23 protein-coding genes are annotated in these 25,741 nt (G+C 57.3%); 9 read left to right on the top strand and 14 right to left on the bottom strand.

The genetic code is table 11. From position 1 onward, the window contains the following. Positions 1-165 precede the first annotated feature (165 nt). The 9 genes from sctS to sctW are packed head-to-tail and all read right to left on the bottom strand — an operon-like array spanning position 166 to position 8,685. Positions 166-426, bottom strand: coding sequence for a type III secretion system export apparatus subunit SctS (sctS, locus tag ACVWZ0_RS06785; RefSeq protein ID WP_253454951.1), 261 nt, complete (start codon positions 424-426; stop codon positions 166-168). A 7-nt stretch (positions 427-433) separates the two neighbouring features. After that, a complete protein-coding gene (sctR, locus tag ACVWZ0_RS06780) occupies positions 434-1,087 on the bottom strand; it encodes a type III secretion system export apparatus subunit SctR (RefSeq protein ID WP_125288530.1) in 654 nt (217 codons plus the stop codon). A gap of 4 nt (positions 1,088-1,091) precedes the next feature. Beyond that, the gene (locus tag ACVWZ0_RS06775) at positions 1,092-2,111 is read right to left on the bottom strand and encodes a FliM/FliN family flagellar motor switch protein (protein WP_253454952.1); all 1,020 of its coding nucleotides are present in this window, start codon (positions 2,109-2,111) and stop codon (positions 1,092-1,094) included. After that, a complete protein-coding gene (locus ACVWZ0_RS06770; protein ID WP_253454953.1) occupies positions 2,108-2,710 on the bottom strand; it encodes a type III secretion system HrpP C-terminal domain-containing protein in 603 nt (200 codons plus the stop codon). Before ACVWZ0_RS06770 ends, ACVWZ0_RS06775 begins: the two co-directional genes overlap by 4 nt. Continuing rightward, positions 2,707-3,168: a type III secretion protein gene (locus ACVWZ0_RS06765; RefSeq protein WP_253454954.1), complete on the bottom strand. Its 462-nt coding sequence runs from the start codon at positions 3,166-3,168 to the stop codon at positions 2,707-2,709. Before ACVWZ0_RS06765 ends, ACVWZ0_RS06770 begins: the two co-directional genes overlap by 4 nt. After that, positions 3,152-4,495 carry a type III secretion system ATPase SctN gene (gene sctN, locus ACVWZ0_RS06760; protein WP_301289735.1) on the bottom strand — a complete coding sequence of 448 codons (1,344 nt, stop codon included), beginning with the start codon at positions 4,493-4,495 and terminating at the stop codon, positions 3,152-3,154. The genes ACVWZ0_RS06765 and sctN overlap by 17 nt, the downstream gene beginning before the upstream one ends. Before the next feature lie 14 nt (positions 4,496-4,509). After that, positions 4,510-5,406: an FHA domain-containing protein gene (locus ACVWZ0_RS06755; protein WP_253454956.1), complete on the bottom strand. Its 897-nt coding sequence runs from the start codon at positions 5,404-5,406 to the stop codon at positions 4,510-4,512. A 10-nt stretch (positions 5,407-5,416) separates the two neighbouring features. After that, the gene (sctV, locus tag ACVWZ0_RS06750) at positions 5,417-7,525 is read right to left on the bottom strand and encodes a type III secretion system export apparatus subunit SctV (protein ID WP_253454957.1); all 2,109 of its coding nucleotides are present in this window, start codon (positions 7,523-7,525) and stop codon (positions 5,417-5,419) included. Beyond that, entirely contained in the window at positions 7,522-8,685 is a 1,164-nt protein-coding gene (sctW, locus tag ACVWZ0_RS06745; RefSeq protein ID WP_253454958.1) for a type III secretion system gatekeeper subunit SctW, read from the bottom strand. Before sctW ends, sctV begins: the two co-directional genes overlap by 4 nt. Positions 8,686-8,966: 281 nt before the next feature. Between sctW and ACVWZ0_RS06740 the strand changes: the two genes are divergently transcribed. The 3 genes from ACVWZ0_RS06740 to ACVWZ0_RS06730 all read left to right on the top strand — a co-directional run bounded on the left by ACVWZ0_RS06740 (position 8,967) and on the right by ACVWZ0_RS06730 (position 11,830). Continuing rightward, positions 8,967-9,509 (top strand): RNA polymerase sigma factor, encoded by a 543-nt coding sequence (locus ACVWZ0_RS06740; protein ID WP_253454959.1) that lies wholly within the window; start codon positions 8,967-8,969, stop codon positions 9,507-9,509. 192 nt (positions 9,510-9,701) lie between these two features. Further along, positions 9,702-11,192 carry a PAS domain-containing sensor histidine kinase gene (locus ACVWZ0_RS06735; RefSeq protein ID WP_253454960.1) on the top strand — a complete coding sequence of 497 codons (1,491 nt, stop codon included), beginning with the start codon at positions 9,702-9,704 and terminating at the stop codon, positions 11,190-11,192. Further along, positions 11,189-11,830 (top strand): response regulator, encoded by a 642-nt coding sequence (locus ACVWZ0_RS06730; protein WP_253454961.1) that lies wholly within the window; start codon positions 11,189-11,191, stop codon positions 11,828-11,830. The genes ACVWZ0_RS06735 and ACVWZ0_RS06730 overlap by 4 nt, the downstream gene beginning before the upstream one ends. On the opposite strand, the gene ACVWZ0_RS06725 is transcribed toward ACVWZ0_RS06730, so the two are convergent. After that, on the bottom strand, positions 11,808-12,929 hold the full coding sequence (locus tag ACVWZ0_RS06725) for a hypothetical protein (protein WP_253454962.1): 1,122 nt from the start codon (positions 12,927-12,929) through the stop codon (positions 11,808-11,810). The genes ACVWZ0_RS06730 and ACVWZ0_RS06725 overlap by 23 nt on opposite strands. A gap of 702 nt (positions 12,930-13,631) precedes the next feature. Between ACVWZ0_RS06725 and ACVWZ0_RS06720 the strand changes: the two genes are divergently transcribed. Further along, entirely contained in the window at positions 13,632-13,853 is a 222-nt protein-coding gene (locus tag ACVWZ0_RS06720; protein ID WP_253454964.1) for a hypothetical protein, read from the top strand. 777 nt (positions 13,854-14,630) lie between these two features. Here the strand turns inward: ACVWZ0_RS06720 and gntT are convergent. Together gntT and ACVWZ0_RS06710 are read right to left on the bottom strand one after the other, a co-directional pair. After that, positions 14,631-15,950 (bottom strand): gluconate transporter, encoded by a 1,320-nt coding sequence (gntT, locus tag ACVWZ0_RS06715; protein WP_253454965.1) that lies wholly within the window; start codon positions 15,948-15,950, stop codon positions 14,631-14,633. Positions 15,951-16,265: 315 nt separating this feature from the next. Continuing rightward, positions 16,266-16,610: a hypothetical protein gene (locus ACVWZ0_RS06710; protein ID WP_253454966.1), complete on the bottom strand. Its 345-nt coding sequence runs from the start codon at positions 16,608-16,610 to the stop codon at positions 16,266-16,268. Between the two features lie 590 nt (positions 16,611-17,200). Between ACVWZ0_RS06710 and ACVWZ0_RS06705 the strand changes: the two genes are divergently transcribed. From ACVWZ0_RS06705 to ACVWZ0_RS06685, 5 genes are all read left to right on the top strand, one after another. Continuing rightward, positions 17,201-18,625 carry a cytochrome ubiquinol oxidase subunit I gene (locus ACVWZ0_RS06705; RefSeq protein ID WP_125288515.1) on the top strand — a complete coding sequence of 475 codons (1,425 nt, stop codon included), beginning with the start codon at positions 17,201-17,203 and terminating at the stop codon, positions 18,623-18,625. Between the two features lies 1 nt (position 18,626). Beyond that, positions 18,627-19,634, top strand: a complete 1,008-nt coding sequence (gene cydB / locus ACVWZ0_RS06700; RefSeq protein WP_125288514.1) for a cytochrome d ubiquinol oxidase subunit II — start codon at positions 18,627-18,629, stop codon at positions 19,632-19,634. Between the two features lie 22 nt (positions 19,635-19,656). After that, the gene (locus tag ACVWZ0_RS06695; protein WP_125288513.1) at positions 19,657-19,806 is read left to right on the top strand and encodes a DUF2474 domain-containing protein; all 150 of its coding nucleotides are present in this window, start codon (positions 19,657-19,659) and stop codon (positions 19,804-19,806) included. Positions 19,807-20,022: 216 nt separating this feature from the next. Then, positions 20,023-20,277 (top strand): CsbD family protein, encoded by a 255-nt coding sequence (locus ACVWZ0_RS06690; protein ID WP_125288512.1) that lies wholly within the window; start codon positions 20,023-20,025, stop codon positions 20,275-20,277. A 345-nt stretch (positions 20,278-20,622) separates the two neighbouring features. Continuing rightward, positions 20,623-21,954: a carbohydrate porin gene (locus tag ACVWZ0_RS06685; protein WP_253454967.1), complete on the top strand. Its 1,332-nt coding sequence runs from the start codon at positions 20,623-20,625 to the stop codon at positions 21,952-21,954. 85 nt (positions 21,955-22,039) lie between these two features. On the opposite strand, the gene ACVWZ0_RS06680 is transcribed toward ACVWZ0_RS06685, so the two are convergent. Further along, positions 22,040-23,143, bottom strand: coding sequence for an ABC transporter substrate-binding protein (locus tag ACVWZ0_RS06680; protein ID WP_253454968.1), 1,104 nt, complete (start codon positions 23,141-23,143; stop codon positions 22,040-22,042). Positions 23,144-23,315: 172 nt separating this feature from the next. Then, complete coding sequence (locus ACVWZ0_RS06675) at positions 23,316-25,709, bottom strand: glucose/quinate/shikimate family membrane-bound PQQ-dependent dehydrogenase (protein WP_253454969.1); 2,394 nt, start codon at positions 25,707-25,709, stop codon at positions 23,316-23,318. Positions 25,710-25,741 lie beyond the last annotated feature (32 nt).

The following is a 25,741-nucleotide window of genomic DNA, read 5'->3' as shown; positions in this document are numbered from 1 at the left end:
GCGGCGAAGCTGTCGCGGCACGCAAAATAACGGCTATGAAGTCGCTGACAGAGAAATTTACAGCGCCTGATTGCCAGAGCAGTCGCGTGAATAAACCTGTCCTTTACCCTGTAATAACAACCCGCCGATCCGGCGGGTTTATTTTTTTATAAAGCTAACTTCTGGTTAGTACTTCACGTTAGGCATCATGGCAAAGGCGCTTTGCGTGAGTTCGGTCAGCTCCACGCCGATCCAGCGGCCGGTCAGCGCCAGCGCGACGCCCACCGCCACCAGCTTAATGGCGAAAGGCAGCGTCTGATCCTGAAGCTGCATCACCGCCTGCAGCAGCGAGACGATGACGCCGACGATTACCGCCACGATCAGCGGCGGCGCGGAAAGGATCACCACCAGCAGCATCGCCTGGCGAAAAAGGGTCAGGATATCCATTTTTCCCTCACAGATAGCTGTAAAACAGGCCGTCGAGCAGCCGCGTCCAGCCGCTGACCAGCACGAACAGCAGAATTTTCAGCGGCAGCGAAATGGTCATGGGCGACACCATCTGCATCCCCAGCGCCAGCAGCACGTTGGAGACGATCAGATCCACCACGATAAAGGGGATAAAAATCAGAAAGCCGATCTTGAAGCCGTTTTGCAGCTCCGACAAAACAAACGAGGGGATCAGCAGCAGCGGGCTGTCGTGAGATACCGTGGCCGACATCTCTTTTGGCCACATGCGCTGCGCGTTTTCCTGTAGGTGGATCAAGATATCCGGGTCGGTATTCTTCACCATAAAACGCTTCAGCGGCTCCGCGCCGTTGCTGACCGTATAGTCGAGCCGCTCCGCGGACTGGGTGTCAATCGGCACCGTTTTTACCCGCTGGCTGATTTCGTTGAAAACCGGCGCCATCACAAACAGCGAGGCGGCCAGCGCAATGCCGTAAATCGCCATGTTGGGCGGCACCTGCTGCACGCCCATCGCGTTGCGGGTCAGCATCAGCACCATAGAGATTTTTAAAAAGCAGGTGCAGACAATCATTAAAATCGGCACCAGCGACAGCGCGCCAAGAAACAGCGCCAGCGTCATCGGGTTCAGCGATAAAGCATCCATGCGTCTACCGCGCCAGCGGGTTGTGGCCCGGCAGCATCTGGGTGATTTGCAGGCCAAGGCGGCCCTCCACGTCGACCAGCTCGCCTTTCGCTACCGCATAGTCGCCGTGGCAGAGCAGCGCTTCGCCGGGCGTCACGTTATCGATCATCACCGTCGCGCCCGGAGCGAGGGCAGAGAGTTCTCCCAGCGTCAGCTGCAGCTGGCCGCAGCGTACCGACAGCGCCAGCGGCAGTACGGAGAAATCCGTGGCTTCCGTCGTCGATCCCTCGTCCCACTGGGGATCGGGAGTGATCGGCTGCTCAAACTCGTCAGGGGGCAAAGTCACGTCATCGTTCTCCATCTCGCTAAGATAAAAATGAGCCGTCGTACCGGGCGTTATCCGCAACTCTCCGTGCAGCAAACGCCCGGCGCAACGGATCGTTCCACGCCCGTCCGGGGCAAAAAAAGGCTGCGGCGGCAGCACCACATCACCGCGCTTCAGCGCGCCTGGCGACAGCTCGACTTCGCCGATAATCAGCGGCAAAGCCAGTGGTAAATCGGGCGGTAGCGGCATGGCTTCTCGCTGCCAGCCGGGTTTGCTCAGAAGACGCGACAGGGTGTCGGCTGAAAGCGCCAGCAGACTGCGCGCCTCTCTGTCTCCCCATGCCAGCGTCATCACCAGCAGAAATTCGCCCGCTGCTTTTTCTTCCGTTACAGCTATGTGGCCGAACAACGCCAGAAGTTCGCCAGAAAGTTGACTTTGCCACCACGGCCAGTACCAGCTTTGTTCCGGCGCGGTCGCAGGCAGGGCAAAAGTAGGCGTGGCAGCCATCAGCGACAGCACCGCCTGCGCGTCGGTAAATGCCAGCGTGCCCGCTTCGCACTGCCAGACGCTCATTTCGCCGGGCTGATAGCCGTCAGCCAGCGCCAGACGCAGCACGCCCGGTTCACCGGCCAGCTGCCAGGGATAAAAACAGCCCGCGCCGATTTGCCCGCGCAGCCGCGCGGCCTGTTTACTGAGTTTTTTTAGCGACAGCCTGTTCATGCTTCCTGCTCCGACGAGCGTCGTTCGAAACGCAGCCGTACCTGGCAGGCCATGCGCTGACGCAGCGACAGACGACAGCGCTCCTGATGCGGCAGCAGGACGCGCCAGGCGGCGGGCTGCAGCTGCAGGGCGATATCCCAACCGCCTGCGGCCAGCGCGGAAAAGCGGGCGTCGACGTGGCCCAGCTTCGGCAAGAGCAGCGTCAGCGTCATCTCAGCGGGCGGGCGCTGCTCCGTGGCAGCGAGCAGATCCGTTTCGATTTCCTGCCACATCGCCATCGCGGGCGGCGCGCCGTAAGCGCTGCTTTCATCCAGCTGCGCAAAGCCCTGCTGCTGAGAATCGGACTGGCTGAAAGGCGGTGGCGTAAACGGCCTCTCGCCCTCTTCCAGCAGTTCGCTGAACAATGCATCTTCTTCACGCGCGGGCTTGCGCGGCTCGCGGCGTAGCGCAACCTTTTCACCGTCGTCGGCAGGCTTCTCTTTACGCTGCGCGATGCGCGCTTCGCCGCGCTGCTCCCTGTGGCGTTCCGTTGTCTGGCGCTGGAGATCGTGCTGCTGTTGCAGCCGCGCCGCCTGTCTCTGTGCGGAAAGGGTAATCATTCGCTTACCTCCTGCTGTAGTAAAAATTCCAGTTTCTCCACATCGCGCTGTCGCTGCCGCGTCTCCTGACGCGCCGCCTCGACGCGCTGCTGCTGATCATGCTGAGCCTGGGTCAGTTCGTGCAGCTTCAGCTGTCCGCTGTGCACCTTTTTCAGCGCCTGCTGCTCCTGTTCGAGGGCGCGCTCCAGCAGATAGCTGGCCTGACGCACGCCGCAGTTTTGCGCCGCGAAACCCGCTCTCAGCTGCTGATAGCCCTGCCGCCGCTCGTTCAGCTGTTCGCCAGCACGATCTGTTTGCGCCTCCAGCTGGCGCAGCGTCTGCTCCTGCTCACGCTGCTGTCTTTCGCTGCGGTTCAGCCGCTGACGACGGATCGGCAGCAGCAGATCCAGCGTGCGCCGCAGCTCAACGGCGGCGACGTCGGCAACCGGCTCCGGTTCCGGATTAACGTGACGGCGCATAGCGGCTCACCTCTGACAGCTGAAAACAGGTCTGCTCGAAGCCGGACGGCGCGCGCATCGCCTGTTGCAGATAGCCGTTGATGGCGTCCTGCGCCTCTACCGCCGCATCCGTCAGGCTGTCGTTGCCCGGCTGGTATTCGCCCAGCCGGATCAGCATTTCCACCTGCTGCCAGGCCGCCATCAGCTGGCGCACGGAGGTCGCCTCTTTAATCTGCTGGCGCGCCACCACGTTGCTCATGGTGCGGCTGAGGCTGGCAAGAATGTCGATAGCCGGATAATGACCGCGCTCCGCCAGCTTGCGCGTCAGCACGATATGGCCGTCAATCAGCGAGCGCACCTCGTCCGCGACCGGATCGTTCATCGAATCCTGTTCAATCAGCACCGAATAGAGCGCGGTGATCGCGCCGGTAGTGGTTTGTCCGGCGCGTTCAAGCAGGGTTGGCAGCAGCGTATAGACCGAGGGCGGCAGGCCGCCACGTCCCGGCGGTTCGCCGAGCGCCAGGCCGATTTCACGCTGCGCGCGGGCAAAACGGGTCAGGGAGTCCAGGATCAGCAGCACGCTTTTGCCCTGGTCGCGAAAGGCTTCGGCGATGGCGGTGGCGGTAAAAGCCGCGCGGGCGCGCTCCATGCTGCTGCGATCGGACGTGGCGCACAGCAGCACCGTACGGCTGCGCAGCTCGCTATCCAGCTCATGGTCAAGAAACTCACGCAGTTCGCGGCCGCGCTCGCCTATCAGACCAAACACAATCACGTCGCACGGCGTATTGCGCGCCAGTTCGGCCAGCAGCGTGGTTTTGCCGCAGCCTGCACCCGCAAAAATACCCACGCGCTGGCCGACGCCCAGCGTCAGCAGCCCGTCGATGGCGCGCATCCCGGTCGGCAACGGCGTGTCGATCCTGGGTCGGGCCGTTGGCGGCGGCGCATCGCCCAGCACCGGTTTGACATTGTCCGCTTCGCCCGGCAACGCAAACGCGCTGACGCTGCCCGCTTCAATCGGGCGACCAAAGCCGTCCAGCACGCTGCCCAGCAACTGCTCCGACACGCGGATGCTGTGCGGCAGAAACAGCGGCGTCACGCGGGCGCCCTGGGCGATGCCGTCCAGCTGGCCTAAGGCGGAAAGCAGCGTGTGCTGAGGGTTGAATCCCACCACTTCCGCCAGCACCCGCGTGTTGTTTTTGCCCTCAATCTGGCAGAGATCGCCAATGCGGGCGCCCGGCAGGCTGCTCTCCAGCAGAATGCCGCTGATGCCGGTAATGCGCCCGTAAATAGCCACCGGCGAGAAGCGCGCCAGCCGCTGCTGATGGGCGGTAAACCAGTCGTCAAGCAGAGGAAAATCAGACTTCACCAGTTCACCTTTATCTGTTCCCGACCGGCGAATTCAACTTCGCTGGAGGTGATCGCCACCAGCCGCAAATCGCCAACCTGATCGCCGACAAACAGCCGCTCGCCGGCGTCCGTCACCACGTTAGCCCGCTTGCCGGTGGTGATCTGCACGATGCGGAAAGGCAGCTTCGCGCTGCGCAGTCGCGTATGGTTAACCAGCTGCGGCAGCACGTTATACTGCGCCTGAAAGCGCGTCAGCATCCTGTCGAGGATCTGTAACCGCTCTTTGCTCAGCTCGCCGTTCAGGATCAGTCGCCCTTTATCCATATCGATTTTCACCCCCGGCGTCAGGCCTCGCTCCCGCAGCATCGCCAGCAGCGGCGGCCGCACCTCCTGTAAGGTTTCCAGCATTTTGCGGCTGGAAGGCGTGGTGGCGGTCTGCGCCACGGTGGGCTGAAGGATCCAGCTGATAATCGTGAAGCTCAGCAGCAGGATCAGACTGACCGACAGCACCTGAATACCGCGAGAAAAAAGGCGCGAAGGCGCGGGCGCGGAGGCAGCAACCGGTGCGGCGACGGCCGCAGGTGCAACGGGCAGCGGCGCCGCGCGCATCGCTTCCCAGGGCTGCTCCGCCGGCGCCAGACAGAGCCAGACCTCGCCCAGCGCAAAAGGCGTATCGGGCGACAGCGGATCCAGCAGCGTCAGCGGCTCGCCCTCCGCCTGACGCACCTGGCCTTCAATGCCGTGCAGCTGCCAGCGCTCGTCTTCAAAACACAGCGCGGCGTGCTGAGAAGCCACGCCGTCGTCAGTTAATTGCAGATCGGCCTCTTCGCTGTGGCCCAGCGTCCAGCGCCCGCCGCTGACCGGCAATGCCGCTCCCTGATGGCGGCCCGTGAGTACGCGTAGCTCAAACATAATCCGCTCCTCAGGCATCGAAAGCGTCGATGCCCTCCTCCAGTTCAAGACGACCGACAACGTTAATCGCCAGGTTGGTTTGCAGCTCGGCAAACGACAGCACCGGCACCTGATGGAACTCATCCTGAATCAAACCGCGCAGCGGACTGCGCAGATCCTGTGCCACCAGCAGCACCGCCAACGCCGACTGTTCCGGCATAAAGGCGCTGCGCAACTGGGTCAGGATGGCCATCGTTTGTTCCTGGGTCAGCGCAAAAAAGACCTCGTTCTGCGTCTGGCGCAGCGCGTCGCGCAGCTGCTCTTCCATCTCCGGCGTCAGCAGCCAGACGTGCAGGCCATCATCCTGCGCGTACTGATAACAGATGTGTTCTTTCAGCGAGATACGCACCAGATCGGTCAGCAGACTGATATCCCGCTCGTGCTGACCGTGTTCGATCAGCGCTTCGGCAATGGCGCGCACCGAGCGCAGCGGGATGCGTTCCGCCACCAGGTTTTGCAGCACGTTAGAGAAACGCGCGATCGGCATCACCCGCTGGAGCTCCTGCGCCAGCTCGGGCTGTTCGCTCTCCAGCCAGCCCATCAGCGCGCGCGTCTCCTGCAGACCGATAAAGTTAGGCGCGCTGGCGTGGATGGCGTTTTCCATCCTTTTCATCAGCAGTTCGTGAAAACCCCAGCGCGGCACGTTTTCGTCCTGGAGCACCGCGTGATCGGCGGGCAGCCACAGCAGCGTCGTTTCTCTTCTGGCTTCCGTGCCGGGCTGCACGCCCTCCTGCGCCGCCAACGCTTCATGTTCGTGGCGGCTGACGGCAGGCGTCGTTACGCCAAAGGTGCCGATAACGCGCGGGATCTCGTAGACCGAATAGCGAAACTCATCGGCGGGCTGCTGCTCCTGAAACTCGATATCAAAAGCGGGCAGCGTAAAGCCGTAGTTATAAACGATGCTGTTGCGCAGGCGACGGATAGCCTGCACCAGCTCCAGCGTTTCCGCCGTGCCGCGCGCGTTGGCCGGAAATTGCAGCAGATAGGGCCGCGTGGGGTTGAACTGGCGTAAATCTTCCGTGCCGTTCAGCTCGGGCGGGATCACCTCGTTTTCCATCTGCGGCTGGCTGGCTACCAGCTCTCTTTTTGTGCGCCACACCTGAAAACTGCCCGAGGCCAGCGTCAGCAGCGCCAGCACCACAAAGACGCCGGTCGGCATCCCCGGCAGCAGCGCAAAGCCGAACATGCCGATGGAGGAAAAAATCCAGGCTTTAGGCTGGCTGGTGAGCTGCTCCGCAATTTCCCGACCGATATTGTTATCCATGCTGCTGTCGCCGTCGGACGAAACGCGGGTGATAATCATCCCGGCCGTCAGCGAGATCAGCAGCGCCGGGATCTGCGCAATCAGGCCGTCGCCGATAGTCAGCACCGAATAGGTGTGCATCGCATCGCCTGCCGGCATTCCCAGCTGCATTACGCCGATGCTGAAACCGCCGATCAGGTTAATAAAGAGGATAACTAACCCGGCGATCGCATCGCCTTTTACAAACTTCATTGCGCCATCCATTGCGCCGAACAGCTGGCTCTCTTTCGCCAGATCGACACGTTTACGTTTGGCGGTATTCACATCGATGATGCCCGCGCGCAAATCGCTGTCGATCGACATCTGCTTGCCCGGCATCGCGTCCAGCGTAAAGCGTGCGGCCACCTCCGCCACCCTTTCCGACCCTTTGGTGATCACCAGGAAGTTCACCACGGTCAGGATCAGGAACATCACCATCCCCACCGCAAGGTTGCCGCCGACCACGAAGGTGCCGAAAGCGGCCACGATATGGCCCGCGTCCTGCTGTACCAGGATCTGTCGCGTGGTGGAAATCGACAGCGCCAGCCGGAACATGGTGGTCAGCAGCAGCACCGCCGGAAAGCTGGAAAACGCCAGCGGCTTGGGCAGATACATCGCCAGCACCACCAGCAGCGAAGAGAGACAGATATTGACGGCAATCAGCGCATCGATCAGCCCCAGCGGCAGCGGAATAATCAGCATAAACACGATCGCCAGCGCAAACATCGCGCCGATGATCTCGGAGCGCTGCATGGCCGCCAGCGCGATGCGGTTGAGGATCAAAAACAGGTTGTTCATACCGCTCCCTGACTTCCCGCGCGGTTCTGGTCATTGATAAGTTTGGTGATGGTAGCGCGCAGCAGCGTCGCTGCTTCCGGCTGATTTTTCTGGTCCCGCCACAGCTTCGGCGGCATATCGTTGACCAGCGGCAGCAGCCCGTTCAGAAAGCGCATCCGCGCCTGCGGCTGTTCGACCTCAAACTCTTTCACGATGGCGGTTATATCGCGCGGCTGTAGCCCCATCTCCGCGATGCCCAGCAGACGTCGGGTCATCGCCAGGCCGTCGAGCGCAGAGAGCGGAATTTTCCCGCCGCTGCGTAGCCGGTTAAGCAGTTTGTCGCTGTGAGCGATCATTTGCGTCAGCTGCCCCGCCTCGCTCAGGGCAACGTGGATTTTGTGCAGCGAGCGCGAAGAGAGCGAAGGCGTCAGCGAGGCAATATCCTCCGCCAGCGCGCGCTGTAGAGTACGCAGTCCTGGTACAAACTGCTCGCGGCCAAAACGCTCCAGCAGGCTGTCCAGCATTACCGCCGCCGACTGATGCTTAACGATGCCGTGATAGTAGAGATGACGTATCGCCTGCTTTTCCGTGGGATCGGTGGTAAAGCTGGCGATGGCCGAGGCCGTATTCAGCCCGGCCCTTACGCTTTCGCCGTACTGCTCGTCGAGTTTGTTCAGCGCCTCGCCAGCGGCGTTGGCGGTCGCAATATCGCCGCTGCGATCGGCTTCGCGCAGCGTCATCCGCAGCAGCAGATCGCAGCGCGCCGGATCGTCGTCCACAGAGGCCACCAGCTGCTCCGCATCCGGCTCCCGCCCCAGCACCCCTTTCAGGGCACCAAGCCGCGCCTCCAGCTTCTCCTGCTGTTCGTCGTCCAACATCTGGTAGAGTTCGCCAAGCCGCTCGATGCGCTCTACCGCGCCGCGATTGCTGCGTAGATGCTGGGTATTGATCTGCCGACGGTTCAGTCCCTTAGTTTTTTTTTCTACCTTTTCGCTGAACATCATGCCGATCTCTTCCAGCGAATCGGTCAGCGAGGCTGCCGCCAGAGGGGTGTTTACCGGTCTTGCCCGAACCTCCGGGCCAGTGCCCGTGCCCGTTGCTGCCGGACGCGGTATATCCTGCTTTAACACCGTTTTGGCCAGCGCCTGTTGATACTGAAGAGAAGATTGGACTTTTATCATCCCGGCCCCAAAGGTTGATTTCGCGATGGGATTAAGTGGTAAAAAAACGAAGCCGGTTCCCCAATAAATAAAAGTAAAAAAAACACGACCAGCTGAAACTTTCAACCTCCGTTATTAGTGTAAAAACTTGCACAACTCTTTTTGCTTTTTTGTCGCTATTTGTCTCAGATGATTCTTAGTTAATTCAGAACAACCGCGCTATGACTGCTATTTCATCTTTTTTCTGGCCTGGCACACCCTTTGCAATAACAACGTATCTGAATAATGCCAGGAGCAAAAAAATGTTAACTGCCACGCCAATTGAAATGTCTTTTACCCCTGAAGCCCCGGTCGCCGTTTTATGGCAGGAAATTCTTTGCCAGCAAAATCGCAAGCTGCATAATTTTATTCGTAAGCGTGTTTCAAATCGGGAAGACGTGGAGGACATTGCGCAAATGACCTGTGTGGAAGTGCTGCGCAACAGCCATAAATTTTTAGGCGCGTCGCGGCCGGAAACCTGGCTTTTTGGCATCGCCGCCAATCTCATCCGCAACTACTACAAAACGCATCAGAACCGTTTCCTCTTTGACAGCATCAACGAAGACAACGTGCTGGAGCTGATTCAGGAATGCGATCCCAGCGATATTATCGCTAACGATCAGCTACTCAGCGTAATGGCCGCGTCGATCGATCGCCTGCCGGAAGAGACGCGGCGGATGCTGACGATCCTGGTGGAGCGCAACGGGAGCTACCAGGACGTGGCGACCTCGCTGAATATCCCTTTAGGCACGGTAAAATCGCGCCTGTCGCGCGTGCGTGAATCGCTGAAAAGCACGATAAGCTGAGGAACAGGATTTTTGCAGGCTGATGCGCGTAATAATTAATTATTTGCGATCCGTCACCATTTTCAGAGTCAGGTTAATGGCCTCCTGACAAAATATTTGCTGTACTGAGTCAGTTAAAAAATTTTTCTGAGCTGCACGATAAGCTGTAATAATTTATGCTTATTATCCCTTTTTCATTAAACAGAGAGAGAAATGCTTTCGTCTGAGATATTTAGCCTTAACGTCAGTAAAGAGCCTTATAATGGCCGCGCCATTCTGCCCGACTTCGCGCTTGACCGCGTTAACGACGCCATCTATTTGGTGCGTCAGGATGCCCAACTGGCTTATATCAATAATAAAGCCTGCGAAATGCTCGGTTATAATTACCAGGCGCTTATTCGATTAAGCTATTCCGATATTGAAGGCGAACTGCAGGATCCCGACGTCGCCGCGCTGTGGTGGAAACTGAGCCTGCGGCCGGAGGGGATCCGCTTTACCTCGCAGCACCGTATGCATAACGGCGAAATCATCCCGGTCGAGGTTAACTCCAGCGCCTGGGAGCACGAGGGCGAAATGCTGGTGCTGTGCGTGGTGCGCGACGTGCGCGAGCTGAAGCAGCGCACGGAGCGCTATTTGCAGCAGGAGCAGCAGTTTCGCTCGCTGGTGGAAAACTCGCCGGATCTGATAGCCCGCTTCGATACCGATCTGCGCTGCCTCTATGCTAATCCGCGCGTGCTTGATTTAATCGGCTGTAGCGAAGAGAAGGCGCGCGGCTGGCGGCTTACCGACAGCATTCCGTTTGATGAGCCTGGTATGCAGCTGTTTCGCCTGGTTTCCAATACGCTGGCAAGCGGCGAAAAGAGCGAATCGGAACTGGAGGCGCGCTTTGGCGAACGCGCGATGGTGCTGCACGTGCGCTGCGTACCGGAATACGATTTGAAAGGCGAAGTGGTGACAATCCTGGCCGTGGGTCGCGATATCACGCGCCTGCGGGAAGTGGAAAACGAAGTGCGCGCCGCGCATCATCAGCTGCGCCTTCTTGCCAGTAATCAGCAGGAGCGCACCGAGCAGGAGCGCAAGCATATCGCGCGGGAGATCCATGACGAGCTGGGCCAGCATTTAACCAGCCTGCGCGCCGGGCTGTCGGTTATCGGCATGCAAAGCAAAAATCCCGCTCGCGTTTCCAGCCAGGTGGATTACCTGATGACGCTGATCGACAGCACCATCCAGGTGGTGCGCGACGTCTCCACGCGGCTGCGCCCCAATATGCTGAACATGGGGCTGATGCCCGCGCTGGAGTGGCTGCGCGACGAGTTTGTCAAAAACGGCGGCTGTAGCTGTATGCTGATCGTCCCGGAAGGCAAGCCGGTAGCGCTCTCCGACCAGGTGGTGACCACGGTGTTCCGCATCGTGCAGGAGTCGCTTACCAATATTTCCCGTCACGCCCGCGCCAGTAAGGTATCTATTATCGTCCAGACCACCCGCGACGCGCTGGTGATCCAGGTACGTGATAACGGCCGCGGTTTCCAGATGCACTCCGTGCGTCACGACGCCTTCGGGCTTTTAGGGATTAAAGAGCGTGTGGATATGCTGAATGGTCAGGTGACCATCACCAGCCGTCCCGGCGAAGGCACGCAGCTGGAACTGACCCTTCCTTTAAAAAACCAGGCCTATTTTCCGTCAGCAACCAGGGATGCAGGATGAATGATGTCATAAGATTAGTGATCGCCGACGATCACGCCCTGATGCGTGAAGGGCTGAAACAGATATTTGCGCTCGACGACCATATCACCGTCGTGGGCGAGGCTGGCGACGGCGGTCAGGTACTGGAAAGGCTGCGTCTTGGCGGCCTCGATCTGCTGCTGCTGGATATCTCTATGCCCGGCATCAGCGGCGAAGATTTAATTAACCGTATCCGCTCGCAGTATGAAGATCTGCCTATTCTTGTGCTGAGCATGTTTAACGAACCGCAGATCGCCCGTCGCGTGCTGAACTGCGGCGCGGGAGGCTACATCACCAAGGACAAGAATCCGGATGCGCTGCTGGCGGCGATCCGCAGCGTGGCGCGCGGATCGCGCTATATCGACCATGATCTGGCGCAGGAAATCGTCTTTGCCGAATACCAGAACGGCAACCGCGCGCTGCACGAAACGCTGACGACCCGCGAACGCCAGATCCTGCTGATGCTGGCGCACGGCGAAACCATCAACGCCATTGCCGAAGCCCTGGCAATCAGTAATAAAACCGTCAGCACCTATAAGTCGCGCATGATGGAGAAAATGCAGTTCAGCAGCAACGCCGATATCGTCAGATACGCGATCAGCCACCGCCTGGTGCAGTAGCTTCAGGCGTTTTGACCTCCGTTTCTTCCACGGGCGGCGTCTCTGCCGCCTGTGGTTTCTCCGGCTGCCAGGCGCGGTGGTGGCGCTTGCTGACCAGGAAAATCGGCGTGGCGATAAACAGCAGCAGGCTGCCCGCCATGCCGCAAACCAGCAGGCTGATGCCGCCCGGCCAGCCCGCGCCGGAGGTTAATCCGGCCACGACCAATGCCAGGATAAAGAAGAAGGAAAGCGTCAGGCTGACCGGCCAGATATTGGTAATATCCATATCGCTGAGCGCCATTTTCACCGGTTTCACCGCGCGCTTCTCGGCCTCTTTCTCTGCCCGGATCCTGCCTTTTACCGCTTCCAGATCGATACCCGGCGCAATAAAATCGCCCAGCTGCTGCGGATGATGCAGCTCGTCAAAGACGCGCGCGACGGGCGGGAAAGTCAGCGGCCAGCTGGCGCTGTGCACGCCGTAGGCGGTCAGCGCGGGCAAGGTAATGCGCGGCAGCTGCACGGGTTGCAGATAGCGGTTGTTGTAAACCACCCAGCTCTGGCGCGTTTCACCCCGCATAACGTGATAAAGCCGAAAGCGATCCGCTGGCGGGTAATGCAGATGACTGACGCGCGCGCGTATCGAAGGAATATGGTGATAGCGGCAGTAGTTGACCCGACCCTGTCCCTGCGCGGCCAGCAGCACGCCCAGCGCAGGTAAAAAATACCAGGAGGTACCATCCGCCGCGAACGGGCCATTAAGATGCTCAAGAAACCTTGCTTCGCTGCTGCCGTTCAGATGTTCAGGCCACCAGCGCCAGCTGCGGCCAATTACGCGTTCGGTCGGCACGTTAAATACGCCCATCGGCTCCGTTTCCGCAGGCAGAATGGCAAAAGGAAAAATCTTGCTGAAAAAGGTCAGCGCGTCATCCGCCCCATCCCATTCACCGCCTGCTTCCAGGCCATGCAGATTCGAGGTCAGCTCCGCCCAGCCGTTTTTACCCAGCAAATCGACCTGATATTTGGTATCCGCCAGCCTTTTACCCAGCCGCAGAATCGACGACGGAATGCCGTCCAGCGGCAGATCGGGCACCTGGAAAGCGATGTCTGTTTGTTCTTCCATACTGTAATAATCCCCAAAGGCGAGCGCCCGCCCATTCGGTCAGATAATAAAAAGAAGCCGCAAGGCTGAATATAAAAAGCTGCGCCAGCGGCCGACGGCAGCCACGCCAAAAAATTTGGCTTAAGTTAAAAAGTTGCGACAATTCAAAAGATTATACGTACCAGCCTTGTTATCTGGCAACCAATGAGATAACCCGCGACAAGAAAAAGGATGAGGTTCGCCGCGCCAGGAAAATAGTCGTTAAAAAAGAAAAGGTAAGCATAGACGGTTAATCCACAATTAAAGTAGAAGAATAATGAAAGGGAGCGATTCGGCAGAATAACTACGCTTAAGTTAAATTGGCGGTAACAATAACTTTTGTTTTTTTGCCACGTCGGCCGATGCTTTCTGATAGCCAGACGAGCTGATGCGGCTCGCAAATCACGCCAGCCTTGTTTCATGCATTTTCATTATTTTATGCGCCGTTATCCAAAACTAAAAAGCGATACCCTTCTGCGGCCAAAAAGCGCCTGTTCGTTATTGACGGAAAAAATGAGAGGCATAAAGTTGATCCGCACCGCAGCAAAACGGCACTGGCCTGAAACATCAGCGCGGCAGCACTCAGGAGAAGCAAAACGACAAGATGAGGCAGCATGGTAAACGCGAATTATCCCAGCTCGCGGGCCGGTCGTTTCAGCAGGAAGCAAAGCAAAAGGAGAAGGCATGCAAGTCAAAATCGCAAAACTTGAATCTGACGTGGATAACATCAAAAACCATATCAGCGATATCAGAACGGACCTGCGGGAGATGCGTTACGATATCGACAAATTAAACATCAATCTGCGTCTGGAAATGAAATCCGACTTTCGGCTGATGTTTGCTGCGCTTATTACCTCGGTGCTGGGGCTGGCGGCGCTGATGGCGAAAGGGTTTTACTGGTTTTAAACCGGCATAGGGCAAACCGGCGCAGCCGTTGCGCTTACGTTAGGCCTACCGCAACCCTACGTACAGCATCACAACCTTTATCGCTCTGCTTCAGGCTGGCCGCCACTCTCTTACCGCAATGCCACAGCCAGAGGGCAGAAAGGGCTGAGCGGATAAGCGGACCGTTTGGCGCATGGACGCGCCAACCGAGCCTCCAGGGAAGGATTCACGGCATGTCCGTGTTCCGATCTGCCCTTTCTGCCTTACATCAGGCTGGCCGCCACTCTCTTACCGCAATGCCACAGCCAGAGGGCAGAAAGGGCTGAGCGGATAAGCGGGCCGTTTGGCGCATGGACGCGCCAATCGAGCCTCCAGGGAAGGATTCACGGCGTGTCCGTGTTCCGATCTGCCCTTTCTGCCTTACATCAGGCTTGCCACCACTCTCTTACCGCAATGCCACAGTCAGAGGGCAGAAAGGGCTGAGCGGATAAGCGGACCGTTTGGCGCATGGACGCGCCAACCGAGCCTCCAGGGAAGGATTCACGGCGTGTCCGTGTTCCGATCTGCCCTTGCTGCTTTACATCAGGCTGGCCGCCACTCTCTTACCGCAATGCCACAGTCAGAGGGCAGAAAGGGCTGAGCGGATAAGCGGACCGTTTGGCGCATGGACGCGCCAACCGAGCCTCCAGGGAAGGATTCACGGCGTGTCCGTGTTCCGATCTGCCCTTGCTGCCTTACCTCAGGCTGGCCGCGACTTTGACTCCAGCATCACTGCCTTGCGCCAGCTCCGCCGCGACATTACCCCAGCGCCATCTGTAACAGCAGGCAGCCTGCCAGCCCACATACCGCAATAATTGTTTCCAGCACTGACCAGGAGCGCAGCGTCTCCCCGATGCTCAGGTTAAAGTACTCTTTAAACAGCCAGAAACCCGGGTCGTTAACGTGCGAGAAAATCACGCTGCCGGATCCCACCGCAATCACCATCAGCTCCGGGCTGACGCCCGTGGTGACAATAATCGGCGCCACAATCCCGCCTGCGGTGATCGCCGCAACCGTGGCCGACCCCAGCGCCAGACGCAGCGCGGCGGCAATAGACCATGCCATCAAAATAGGCGATACCGAACTGCCCTCCATCAGGCTGGCGATATATTTATCCACGCCGCTGTCGACCAGAACCTGCTTAAAGGCACCGCCGCCGCCGATAATCAGCAGCATCATGGCGATGATTTTAATGGAATCGCCCAGCGTGTCCGTAATTTGCTCCATGGTGCGGCCACGATTCAGCCCAAACGTAAAGATGGCAATCAGCACCGCAATCAGGGTGGCCATAATCGGATCGCCGAAAAACTCCGCGTACGGCAGCAATATATGCCCTTTTGGCAGCACCATCTCCGCCACCGCGCGCACCGCCATCAGCACTACCGGCACCAGCGCCGTCCAGACGCTGACTGCAAACGTCGGCATCTCCGCTTCGCTAAAGCTCTTCGGGTTATACAACCCCTGCGGCACCGGCTTATCAATGCCTTTTAAAAAGCGTGCAAATACCGGCCCGGCCAGGATTACCGTCGGGATCCCCAGCAGCGTGCCGTACAGCAGCGTTTTACCCATATCGGCATGAAACAGCGTTGCTATAGCCGTGGGGCCTGGGTGCGGCGGCAGAAACCCGTGCGTCACCGAAAGCGAGGCCGCCATCGGCACGCCAACAAACAGCAACGGCACGCGGGCCGCCGCCGCGATCGACAATACCAGCGGCAGCAGCAGCACAAAGCCAACTTCGTAAAACAGCGCGAAGCCGACGGTAAAACCAGTCAGCACCACCGCCCACTGAATGTGATCCTTGCCAAACTTATTGATAAGCGTAGTGGCGATGCGCTGCGCGCCACCGCAGTCCGCCAGCAGCTTCCCCAGCATTGCGCCAAATCCCATAATCAGCGCCAGGCTGCCCAGCGTACCGCCAACGCCGGCTTTTATTGAGGTAATAACTTTATTGACGGGCATTCCCTGCATAACGCCCACCGCCAGCGCCACGAGGATCAGGGCGATAAAACCGTTCAGCTTAAAACGAACCATCAGCAACAGCAGCAGCGCTACGCCGATGACGACAAAGAGTATTGGCATGATGTTTCTCCGGCAGCCTGTGGGCCGCTTCTGTTTTTCTGCCAGATGCGGCAGGCATAAGTAGGGAACAACAGACAGGTAGTGACCTGCTGCTGGCATGTTAACGGTAACATGGCGCAACTAAAATGGGCTGCCGCAGAGGAATTTACAATTTGAGATGAAGATCAAACTTTTGTTACTACCGTTTTTTACGTAACAATAACAACTTTGAGAAGAAACGAGCCTGACCGCAAGGCCAACCCTGTTTTAAACAGCGGTCTGCCTTTTAATCAACAAGCCAATACCGGCAGCGCCAAAAAGAGCGTAAAAGCTGCCTCAATCAGACGCCGCACACAGGTAAGTTTGGGCGGCTATAGCGGTTTGGAAAAGCGGCGTATAGCTGCCGAATACCGCCCGGCACGGAAAGCCACTCATAACGTCAGCAGCTAAAGCCAGCGAGGGCCGCCTGCCCTGCCGTATCGCCACGCTCATCATGGCCAGATTGTCTGGGCCGACGCTAAGGAAGCCAGATACATCGGTAATAATGTTAACAATATGGCCGTCATCCTCCTGTCCCTGTGGCAAATCCATACACATACTTTTTAGTCCGCCGACTTGACCTGCAACAAGCAAATTTGACTTAAAGCCAAAGATAATGTAACAAAATAATTCTTTATGCATCGAAATGCGTTTTTCTGGTTTAACATTTACATTGCTTTGCGTAACGATGATTGCTTTCGGGAACTATCAGCCCGGTGGTAACAATCATTCACGCAATTTTTAAACCTCAGAAATCCTAATGGCAACATAAAGATAACATTAGCTTCTGTAGGGGCGTTAATCGGCAGTTTAATTTCCAATTTGTGCGCTTATTCGCAGGATTGATATTCTGTTAAGTTTCTGTGCTACGAGCTATTATAAAAAAAAGATAAGTTTCTTTTTTTATTGGCTCACCCGTCCACAGGCGTCAAAACGCAATGAAAACGTTTTCACGCGCTGAAAAGCACATTATTTTTACACAAATGTAGCAAGAGGTAATTATAGTTTAACAATAGGAGTCAATAATTTAACGCAGCGGTGAAACAATTCATCGCAAAGATCTATGCTGTTATATCTGAGATTCCTATTACTGTTGCTACTCCTTCTCCCGATTTGGTCTCAGGATCAAACTTCGTTGAAATAACCGCATAAACAGGGACTGCACTGCAGCTCTATTGTTAACGTGCGGTAAATAAAAAAGAAAGGCAGTTTATGTTAGATCGAGGTCAGCAATGTTTGGATTAGATGCGTTCCACCTGGCGAGGATACAGTTCGCGTTTACCGTTTCCTTCCATATTATCTTCCCGGCTATCACCATCGGGCTCGCCAGCTTCCTGGCGGTGCTGGAAGGTCTGTGGCTGAAAACGAAAAACGAAGATTATCGCGACCTGTACCACTTCTGGTCGAAAATCTTCGCCGTCAACTTTGGTATGGGCGTGGTGTCCGGCCTGGTGATGGCGTATCAGTTCGGCACCAACTGGAGCGGCTTCTCGCAGTTTGCGGGCAGCATCACCGGTCCGCTGCTGACCTACGAAGTGCTTACCGCATTCTTCCTGGAAGCCGGCTTCCTGGGCGTGATGCTGTTTGGCTGGAACCGCGTGGGGCCGGGCCTGCACTTCTTCGCGACCTGCATGGTAGCGCTGGGCACCATCATCTCTACTTTCTGGATCCTCGCCTCTAACAGCTGGATGCAGACGCCGCAGGGCTATGCTATTCAGGATGGGCTGGTGGTGCCGGTAGACTGGTTTAAGATTGTCTTTAACCCGTCCTTCCCGTTCCGCCTGCTGCATATGTCCACCGCGGCTTTCCTGGCGAGCGCCTTCTTTGTTGGCTCTTCCGCTGCCTGGCATCTGCTGCGCAAAAACGACACGCCGGCAATTCGCAAAATGCTCTCTATGGCATTGTGGATGGCGCTGATCGTATCGCCAATCCAGGCGGTGCTGGGCGATGCCCACGGTTTGAATACGCTTGAGCATCAGCCGGCGAAAATCGCGGCGATTGAAGGCCACTGGGAAAACCCGCCGGGCGAACCTACCCCGCTGATCCTGTTCGGTATCCCGGATATGGAGCAGGAAAAAACCAAATACGCGCTGGAAATTCCTTACCTGGGCAGCCTGATCCTGACGCACAGCCTGGACAAGCAGGTGCCGGCGCTGAAGACTTTCCCGAAAGAGGATCGTCCTGACTCGCTGATCGTGTTCTGGTCATTCCGCGTGATGGCCGGCCTGGGCATGCTGATGATTACCCTGGGCGTGGTCAGCCTGTGGCTGCGTTATCGCAAACGCCTGTACACCTCGCGTCCTTTCCTGTGGTTCGCGCTGCTGATGGGCCCTTCCGGTCTGATCGCGCTGCTGGCGGGCTGGTTCACCACCGAGATTGGTCGTCAGCCGTGGGTGGTTTATGGCCTGCTGCGTACCAAAGACGCGGTATCGGCGCACGGCGAGATGCATATGAGCATCAGCCTGCTCGCCTTTATCCTGGTCTATATGTCGGTGTTCGGCGTGGGCTATATCTACCTGTTTAACCTGATCAAAAAAGGACCGAAACAGGGCGAAGGCCACGATGAACCTGAAGGCGGCCCTGGCACACGTCATACTCAGGCGCGTCCTCTGTCTGCCGTGAAAGAAAAGTTAAACGCGCCGGAAAAGGATAAATAACGTGGGCATTGATACTTCTATTATCTGGTTCACCATCATCGTCTTCTCGACGCTGATGTACATCGTGATGGACGGATTCGATCTGGGTATCGGTATTCTTTTTCCGTTCAATAAAGATGCCGCCGAGCGCGACATGATGGTCAATACCGTCGCGCCAGTGTGGGACGGCAACGAAACCTGGCTGGTACTGGGCGGCGCGGCGCTGTATGGCGCCTTCCCGCTGGCCTATGCGGTGATCCTGGATGCGCTTTCCGTGCCGCTGACCCTGATGCTGATTGGCCTGATCTTCCGCGGCGTGGCGTTTGAGTTCCGCTTTAAGGCAACCGAAGTGCACCGTCCGTTCTGGGACAAGTCTTTTATTGTGGGCTCGTTCCTGGCGACCTTCAGCCAGGGCGTGGTGCTGGGCACCTTTATCAACGGTTTTGAAGTAACTAACCGTGCCTACAGCGGCCCTGAGCTGCTGTGGCTGACGCCATTCTCGCTGTTCTGTGGTCTGGGTCTGGTCGTGGCGTACGCGCTGCTGGGCAGCACCTGGCTGATTATGAAAACCGAGAACGAGCTGCATCGCAAAATGACCGCGATCACTAAGCCCCTGCTGCTGGTGCTGCTGGCGATTATCGCTATCGTCAGCGTCTGGACGCCGCTGGAGCACGCCGACATTATGCATCGTTGGTTTACGCTGCCTAACCTGTTCTGGTTCCTGCCGGTACCGGTACTGGTGCTGCTGGCTTCCATCGCGCTGTTGCGCGCGCTGAAGCGTCATGCGCACTACTCGCCGTTCCTGCTGACGCTGGCGCTGGTTTTCCTGGGCTTTACCGGTCTGGGCATCAGCGTGTGGCCAAACATTATTCCGCCACACATCACCATCTGGATGGCGGCGTCGCCACCGCAGAGCCAGGGCTTTATGCTGGTTGGCGGGCTGCTGATTATCCCGGTTATTCTGTTCTACACCTTCTGGAGCTACTACGTGTTCCGCGGGAAGATCAAACCGGACGAGCATTACCATTAATTACGGCTTATCGGAGGATAGTATGGTTGAAACTCAGCAGGCGCCTAAGCTTCCGGTGTGGAAACGCATCCTGTGGCTGGCCGTCATTTATGCAGGCAGCGTGCTGGCGCTTGGCGTTGTCGCGACACTGTTTCGCTTTATGATGACCGCAGCTGGCATGAAGTCTCACTGATACTCTGATTGCCGGTTGTTTGCAAGCCCACGTCCGCGTGGGCTTTTTTTATGCCTGGCGTACTTAAAGCGCGTAAGGCCAGGAACTATCCGAGCCTTTTACCGCTTTTTCTTTACATCATTCATAAATTTACACACAACCGCAGCGGCAAGCCTTCACTGATGGTCTATGCTTTAATTTCTCATGAGGAAATCATGTCATCAAGAAGGAGGCACTATGAGTCTACTAGATAAAGCTAACGATAAAGCCGAAGAAGCGCTGGGCAAAGGCCAGGAGCAGTTTGGTAAGGCCGCCGAGTCTCCGGAGCATGAGTTCAAAGGCAAGGTTCGTCAGGGCGCAGCCAAAGCTTCTTATGCCGTTGACGATGCGCTGGACTGCGTGAAGACCAAAACGCAGGATTCCCCTTTCGTTTCGCTGGCGATTGCCGCGGGCGTGGGCTTCCTTGCCGCGAAGATTTTCGGTCGCCGCTAGTCGCGTAACGTTACTGCATCAGGGCCGGTTATCCGGCCCTTTTTTTTGCCCGTCATTCGTCGTTTCGTCCGTTTTTCCCCCGCCCTCGCCCGCACAGGCCCTGCAAACCGTGATCCATGCCGCTTTTTTGGCAAAACCCGGACTTATTCAGCACTATTTATAACAATAAAATTCCGAATTAGTGCTTTCATTCTGCCGCACAGGCCATCGCTCCCGCCTTTAGTCAGCCGTTTCCTCCTTACAGTACGCATTGTGCCGGAGATAATGCTGATAAAAGCATGATGGCCGCGACAGCGTTTCCGCTTGTGGAAGCGCAGCGCTATCACTAAAACAGGGTTTCCCAATATGAAAAGCGAATCCACCTTGAAAAGAACAGTGGCGTTCTGTGGTGTTGGATTACTGCTGGCCTCCGGCCAGGCGTTGGCGGACTACGCGCCGCTCAGCATCGACTCGCCTTACGCCTTTGGCGACTGGGGCGGCAACCGTAGCCAGCTTGAGCAGGACGGCGTGCAGTTTCAGGTGAACTACACCATGGAATCCGCCAGCAATTTCTCCGGCGGCTATAACCAGTCCACGTCAGCACGCTATACCGATCAGTGGGGCTTTGGCACCACGCTGGATCTGGAAAAGCTGCTGAACTGGACCGATACCCAATTTCAGGCAACCGTTACCAGCCGTAACGGCCAGAACCTGACGGATTATATCAACGATCCGCGCTCCGGCGGTCTGTCATCGGTGCAGGAAGTCTGGGGACGTGGACAAACCTGGCGTCTGACGCAGTTCTGGATCAACAAAGGCTTCTTTGACCACACGGTGGAAGTGAAAGCGGGTCGCGTAACCGTGGGTGAAGACTTCGACAGCTGGCCAAGCAAGTTCCAGAACCTGGCGTTCGGCGGCGGTCAGGCGGGCAACTGGCGTGGCGATCGCTGGTATAACTGGCCGGTTTCCCAGTGGGGCGGCCGCGTGAAGTTCAACTTTACGCCGGAAGTCTTCCTGCAGGTCGGCTTCTATAACCAGACGCCTTCCAACTACGACACCGGCAACGGCTTCCGCCTTGACGGCAGCCCTACCGAAGGCAATCTGGTACCGGTCGAGCTGGGCTGGCAGCCGACGCTGGGCGCGGATAAGCTGCAGGGCAACTACCGCGCGGGCTTCTACTACTCTTCGGTAAAAGGCGACAACTACAGCTCTTACAGCAACGGTCAATACGGCGAGGATAACCACTCTTACGGCGGCTACCTGCTGTTACAACAGCAGCTGTTCGCGATGGGCGGCGATAACAAGCGCGGCCTGAGCATTGTGGCCCAGGGCGTAATGAACGATCACAAGACCTCGAAAACCGACAATTACCAGTCGCTGGCGCTGGTCTGGACCGGGCCGTTTGACTCCCGTACGGAAGATGAAATCGGTATCGGCGCGGCGCGTATTCACGTCAATGACGACTACAGCAAAATGCTGCGTCAGACCAACCGGGAAAACGGCGTGAACGATTACGATAATCCAACTTATCTGCCGATCCAGAGCGGTTCGGAATATAACTACGAGATTTATTACAACGCGCACGTCACTAACTGGATGAACCTGCGTCCTAACCTGCAATACGTTGCTTCGCCGGGTGCAGTCAGTGAAGTGAAAGACGCCTTTGTTGGCGGCATTACCGCAACCATCAACTTCTGATGGTGTTCAGGCGGGCTTTACGGCCCGCTTTTTTCTCCCGCAATGCCTCTTCCCTTACGTTATCAATCCACACAAACGCCGTCGTTTACTGCTGCGCATAGCTGAGCGTGACGGGCGCATCAGGCAATTTAGTAAAGCGGGTAATAATCTGGTGGAAATCGGCGGTGGGATCCAGCTTGCTGAACGTTTGTGGATAAAGATCGCGCGCCAGAATTTCCATCCCGATAATGTTATACGGGTGATTGTAGAAATGATGGTAAATCCCGTACACCCTGCCCTGCTGCACCGGCGTAATCTGCTGAAGTCCGCTGCGGTTGACCAGCGTGGTAAAGGTCGTTTTTACCTCCTGCGGCAACACGTTATAGCCAAACGGCAGCACGTTTTTATTCGGCCGTTTCGAGCCTGTCATAATATAAACGTCCGGTTTCATGGCGATAATTTTCTCCAGCGCGACGAAGCCTGAAGCCCCGGGCAGCAGCGCCGAGCCGATGTTTTTACCGCCAACGGCTTCTACCAGACCGCCCCAGCCGTTATGGCCGTGCGTAAAGCAGCAGCTGTCCGAGTTGCCCGCTATCGGTTCAATAAAGACCGTAGGTTTTTTAGCGATCTGCCCAATGGTTTGCTGCATGGCATCAAAACGCTGGTTATAAAAATCCGTATAAGCCTTCGCGCGCGGCTCCTGGTTCAGCACCTTGCCCAGCAGCGTGATGCTGTTGGCAGTGTTCTGCGCCGGGTGCAGTTCATAATCGATAAACATGACCGGGATATGCAGGCGCTGCAGCGTATCCAACACGCCAGTTTGCTTTAATGCCGCTTTGGCGCGCAGCTGAGCGATCATCAGATCCGGCTGCTGTGCCACCACGCTTTCCAGATTCACCTGTCCCTGGTCATTAAAGCCCATATCAATGATCTTAGCTGCTTCCGGCCAGGTTTTACTGAGCAGTGCCCAGGTCTGCGGATCCTGCTTTTTCGGCAAATTATTCCAGGCTACGACGCGATGAAAAGGGTTCTCCCGATCAAGCAAGGCCAGCGCCATGATGTCACGACCGTCCTGCAGGATGACATGCTGCGGTTCTTTGGCCAGGGTAATGTTTTGATTATCCATATCGGTAATCTGTAGCGGATAGGTAGTCGCGGCGGCGCCCGCAGACACAGCCAGGGAAGCCAGTAACAGCCAGCGGCGGATCATTGCATCTCTCCTTTAAAAATAAGCGAGGCTGACTATACCGATAATCATTCTGCATTGCTTCTCTTTCGGCGGCGCTCCTGTTGGGCAGGCTTTGCGCCCTGTCGCCAGCCTATAAAAAAAGGGCAGCCCGAAGGCCGCCCTTGTTATCCGTCAGAAGCCAGCGGCTTCGGACTTATTTTTTCGCATCGTCCGGCAGCGCATAGGCAACGATATAGTCGCCCAGCTTGGTGCCGAAGGAGCCGTGACCACCTGCCGCGATCAGCACGTACTGCTTGCCGTTCACTTCATAGGTCATTGGGGTTGCCTGGCCGCCAGCTGGCAGACGCGCTTCCCACAGTTTTTCGCCGTTGGTGACGTTGAACGCACGCAGATAGTTATCCGCCGTTGCGCCGATAAACATCACGTTACCCGCCGTAGAGATTGGGCCGCCCAGCATAGGCATACCCATTTTGAACGGCAGCGGCACCGGCGAGCTGTCACGAACGGTACCGATGCGTTTTTTCCACACGATATCGTTAGTTTTCAGGTCAACCGCAGAGATGTAGCCCCATGCTGGCTGCTTACAAGGGAAGCCCAGCGGAGACAGGAACGGGTTCAGGGTCACGCCGTACGGCACGCCGTACTGCGGCTGAACGCCAGTCTCGCTGCCGCTACCGCCTTTGTCGTTCTCATCCGGCCACATTGGGTTGTTTGGACCACGTGGGATCAGACGGGAAACGAACGGCAGCGCCATTGGGTTGGTAATGGCAATCTGACGATCGGTATTAACTGAAATACCGCCCCACTCGAACATGCCCAGGTTACCCGGGAATACCAGGGTGCCCTGCTCTGACGGTGGCGTGAACGGGCCTTCATAACGCAGGCTGTGGAACATCACGCGGCAGATCAGCTGATCGTAAATCGTCGCGCCCCACATGTCCGCGCCGGACAGCTTGTCTTTTGGACGGTAGGTCAGCTCAGAGAAGTGCTGAGTAGGAGACAGACGGTCGCCTTTTGCCGGGCCCTGAGGCACTGGCGTTTCTGGCGCAGGAACGACTTCTTTACCGCTACGACGATCCAGAACGAAGATATCGCCGGTTTTGGTTGGTACATAGATAACCGGAACGGTGCTGCCGTCTTTAACGGTAATGTCCGCCAGCGTCGGCTGGGCCGGCACATCCATATCCCACAGATCGTGGTGAACGGTCTGGTAGAACCAGGCCACTTTACCGGTGGTCGCATTCAGCGCCAGCATACCCGTCGCGTAACGCTCCATTTCTGGCGTGCGGTTACCGCCCCAGATATCCGGCGTAGCTACGCCAATTGGCAGGTAAACCAGATCCAGTTTGGCATCGTAAGCAGCAGGCGCCCACGAGTTAGGTGAGTTAGCCACATAGTGCTGCTCGCCTTCCGGCACCACGTTCGGATCTTTCGCGCCCGGATCGAATGCCCACAGCAGTTTACCCGTGTTGACATCGAAACCACGCACCACGCCAGAAGGCTCTTTGGTGGAGTAGTTATCGGTTACCGCACCGGCCACAACGATAGTGGTATCGGTAACGATTGGCGGAGAAGTCGGTTCGTAAGCACCAGCACGCGCGTTAGGCATGTTCTGCTGCAGGTTCAGCTTGCCGTTTTCACCGAATTCCGGGCACAGCGCGCCGGTTTCCGCATCCAGTGCGTACAGGTGACCATCGTTCACCGGCAGGATAATGCGACGTGCGCACAGCGCAGGCTTGCCGCCAGCCGGCACATCGGCCGCCGCCGGGGTTTCATGATAGGAAACGCCACGGCAGGTTACGTGCTGGAAGGAAGGATCGGTTTTCAGCTGCGGATCGAATTTCCACTTCTCTTTACCGGTAGCCGCATCCAGCGCAAACAGGATCTGGTGAGGCGTACACAGGTACAGGGAATCACCGATTTTAATCGGGGTGACTTCGTCAGTCATTTCGCCCGGATCGGTTGGGCGCTTCATATCGCCGGTACGGAAGGTCCACGCTTCTTTCAGCTGGCCAACGTTTTTATCGTTGATCTGCGTCAGCGGCGAATAGCGAGTGCCGGCCTGGGTACGACCGTAAGCAGGCCAGTCGCCGGCAGCGATGCCGTCAGCCGATTTTTCAGCGTTCGCGGCCTGTTCCGTGCTGAGCGAGCCGTTGATTTCCTGCGGATCGTTGAACACCGCGTAAGCCAGGGCGATAACCGTAACCGCCAGCACCGCGCTCAGCGCGCCGCGTGCCGCTTTGCCCTGAGACAATCCACGGTAAACGAAAGGCAGCACCAGCCACAGGCCGAGGAAGAAGGTCACGTCCAGACGCGGCGTCAGCGCCCAGAAGTCTGAGCCTACTTCCCACAACGACCAGATAAGCGTTGCCAGCAGGAATACCGCATACAGCATCAGCGCTGAAGAACGGCGACGGAACAGCAGCCAGGCGACAACCAGTTCAACCACACCCGCGATGATGTAGTAGAACGAGCCGCCGAGTTTGGCCAGCCAGATACCGCCAATCAGCAGGTATAACCCGCTGAGTGCGGCAAATACAGCCGTAAGGATCACGAGAGTCCGTGATAACGGTGCTTTACTTTGCATAGTATGGACCTTACCAAAATTTAACGTCTTCG

It is taken from the genome of Erwinia sp. TECH1 (assembly GCF_054057575.1).
Note: the sequence above shows the minus strand (reverse complement) of the source record. Positions and strands in the feature narration are given on the sequence as shown.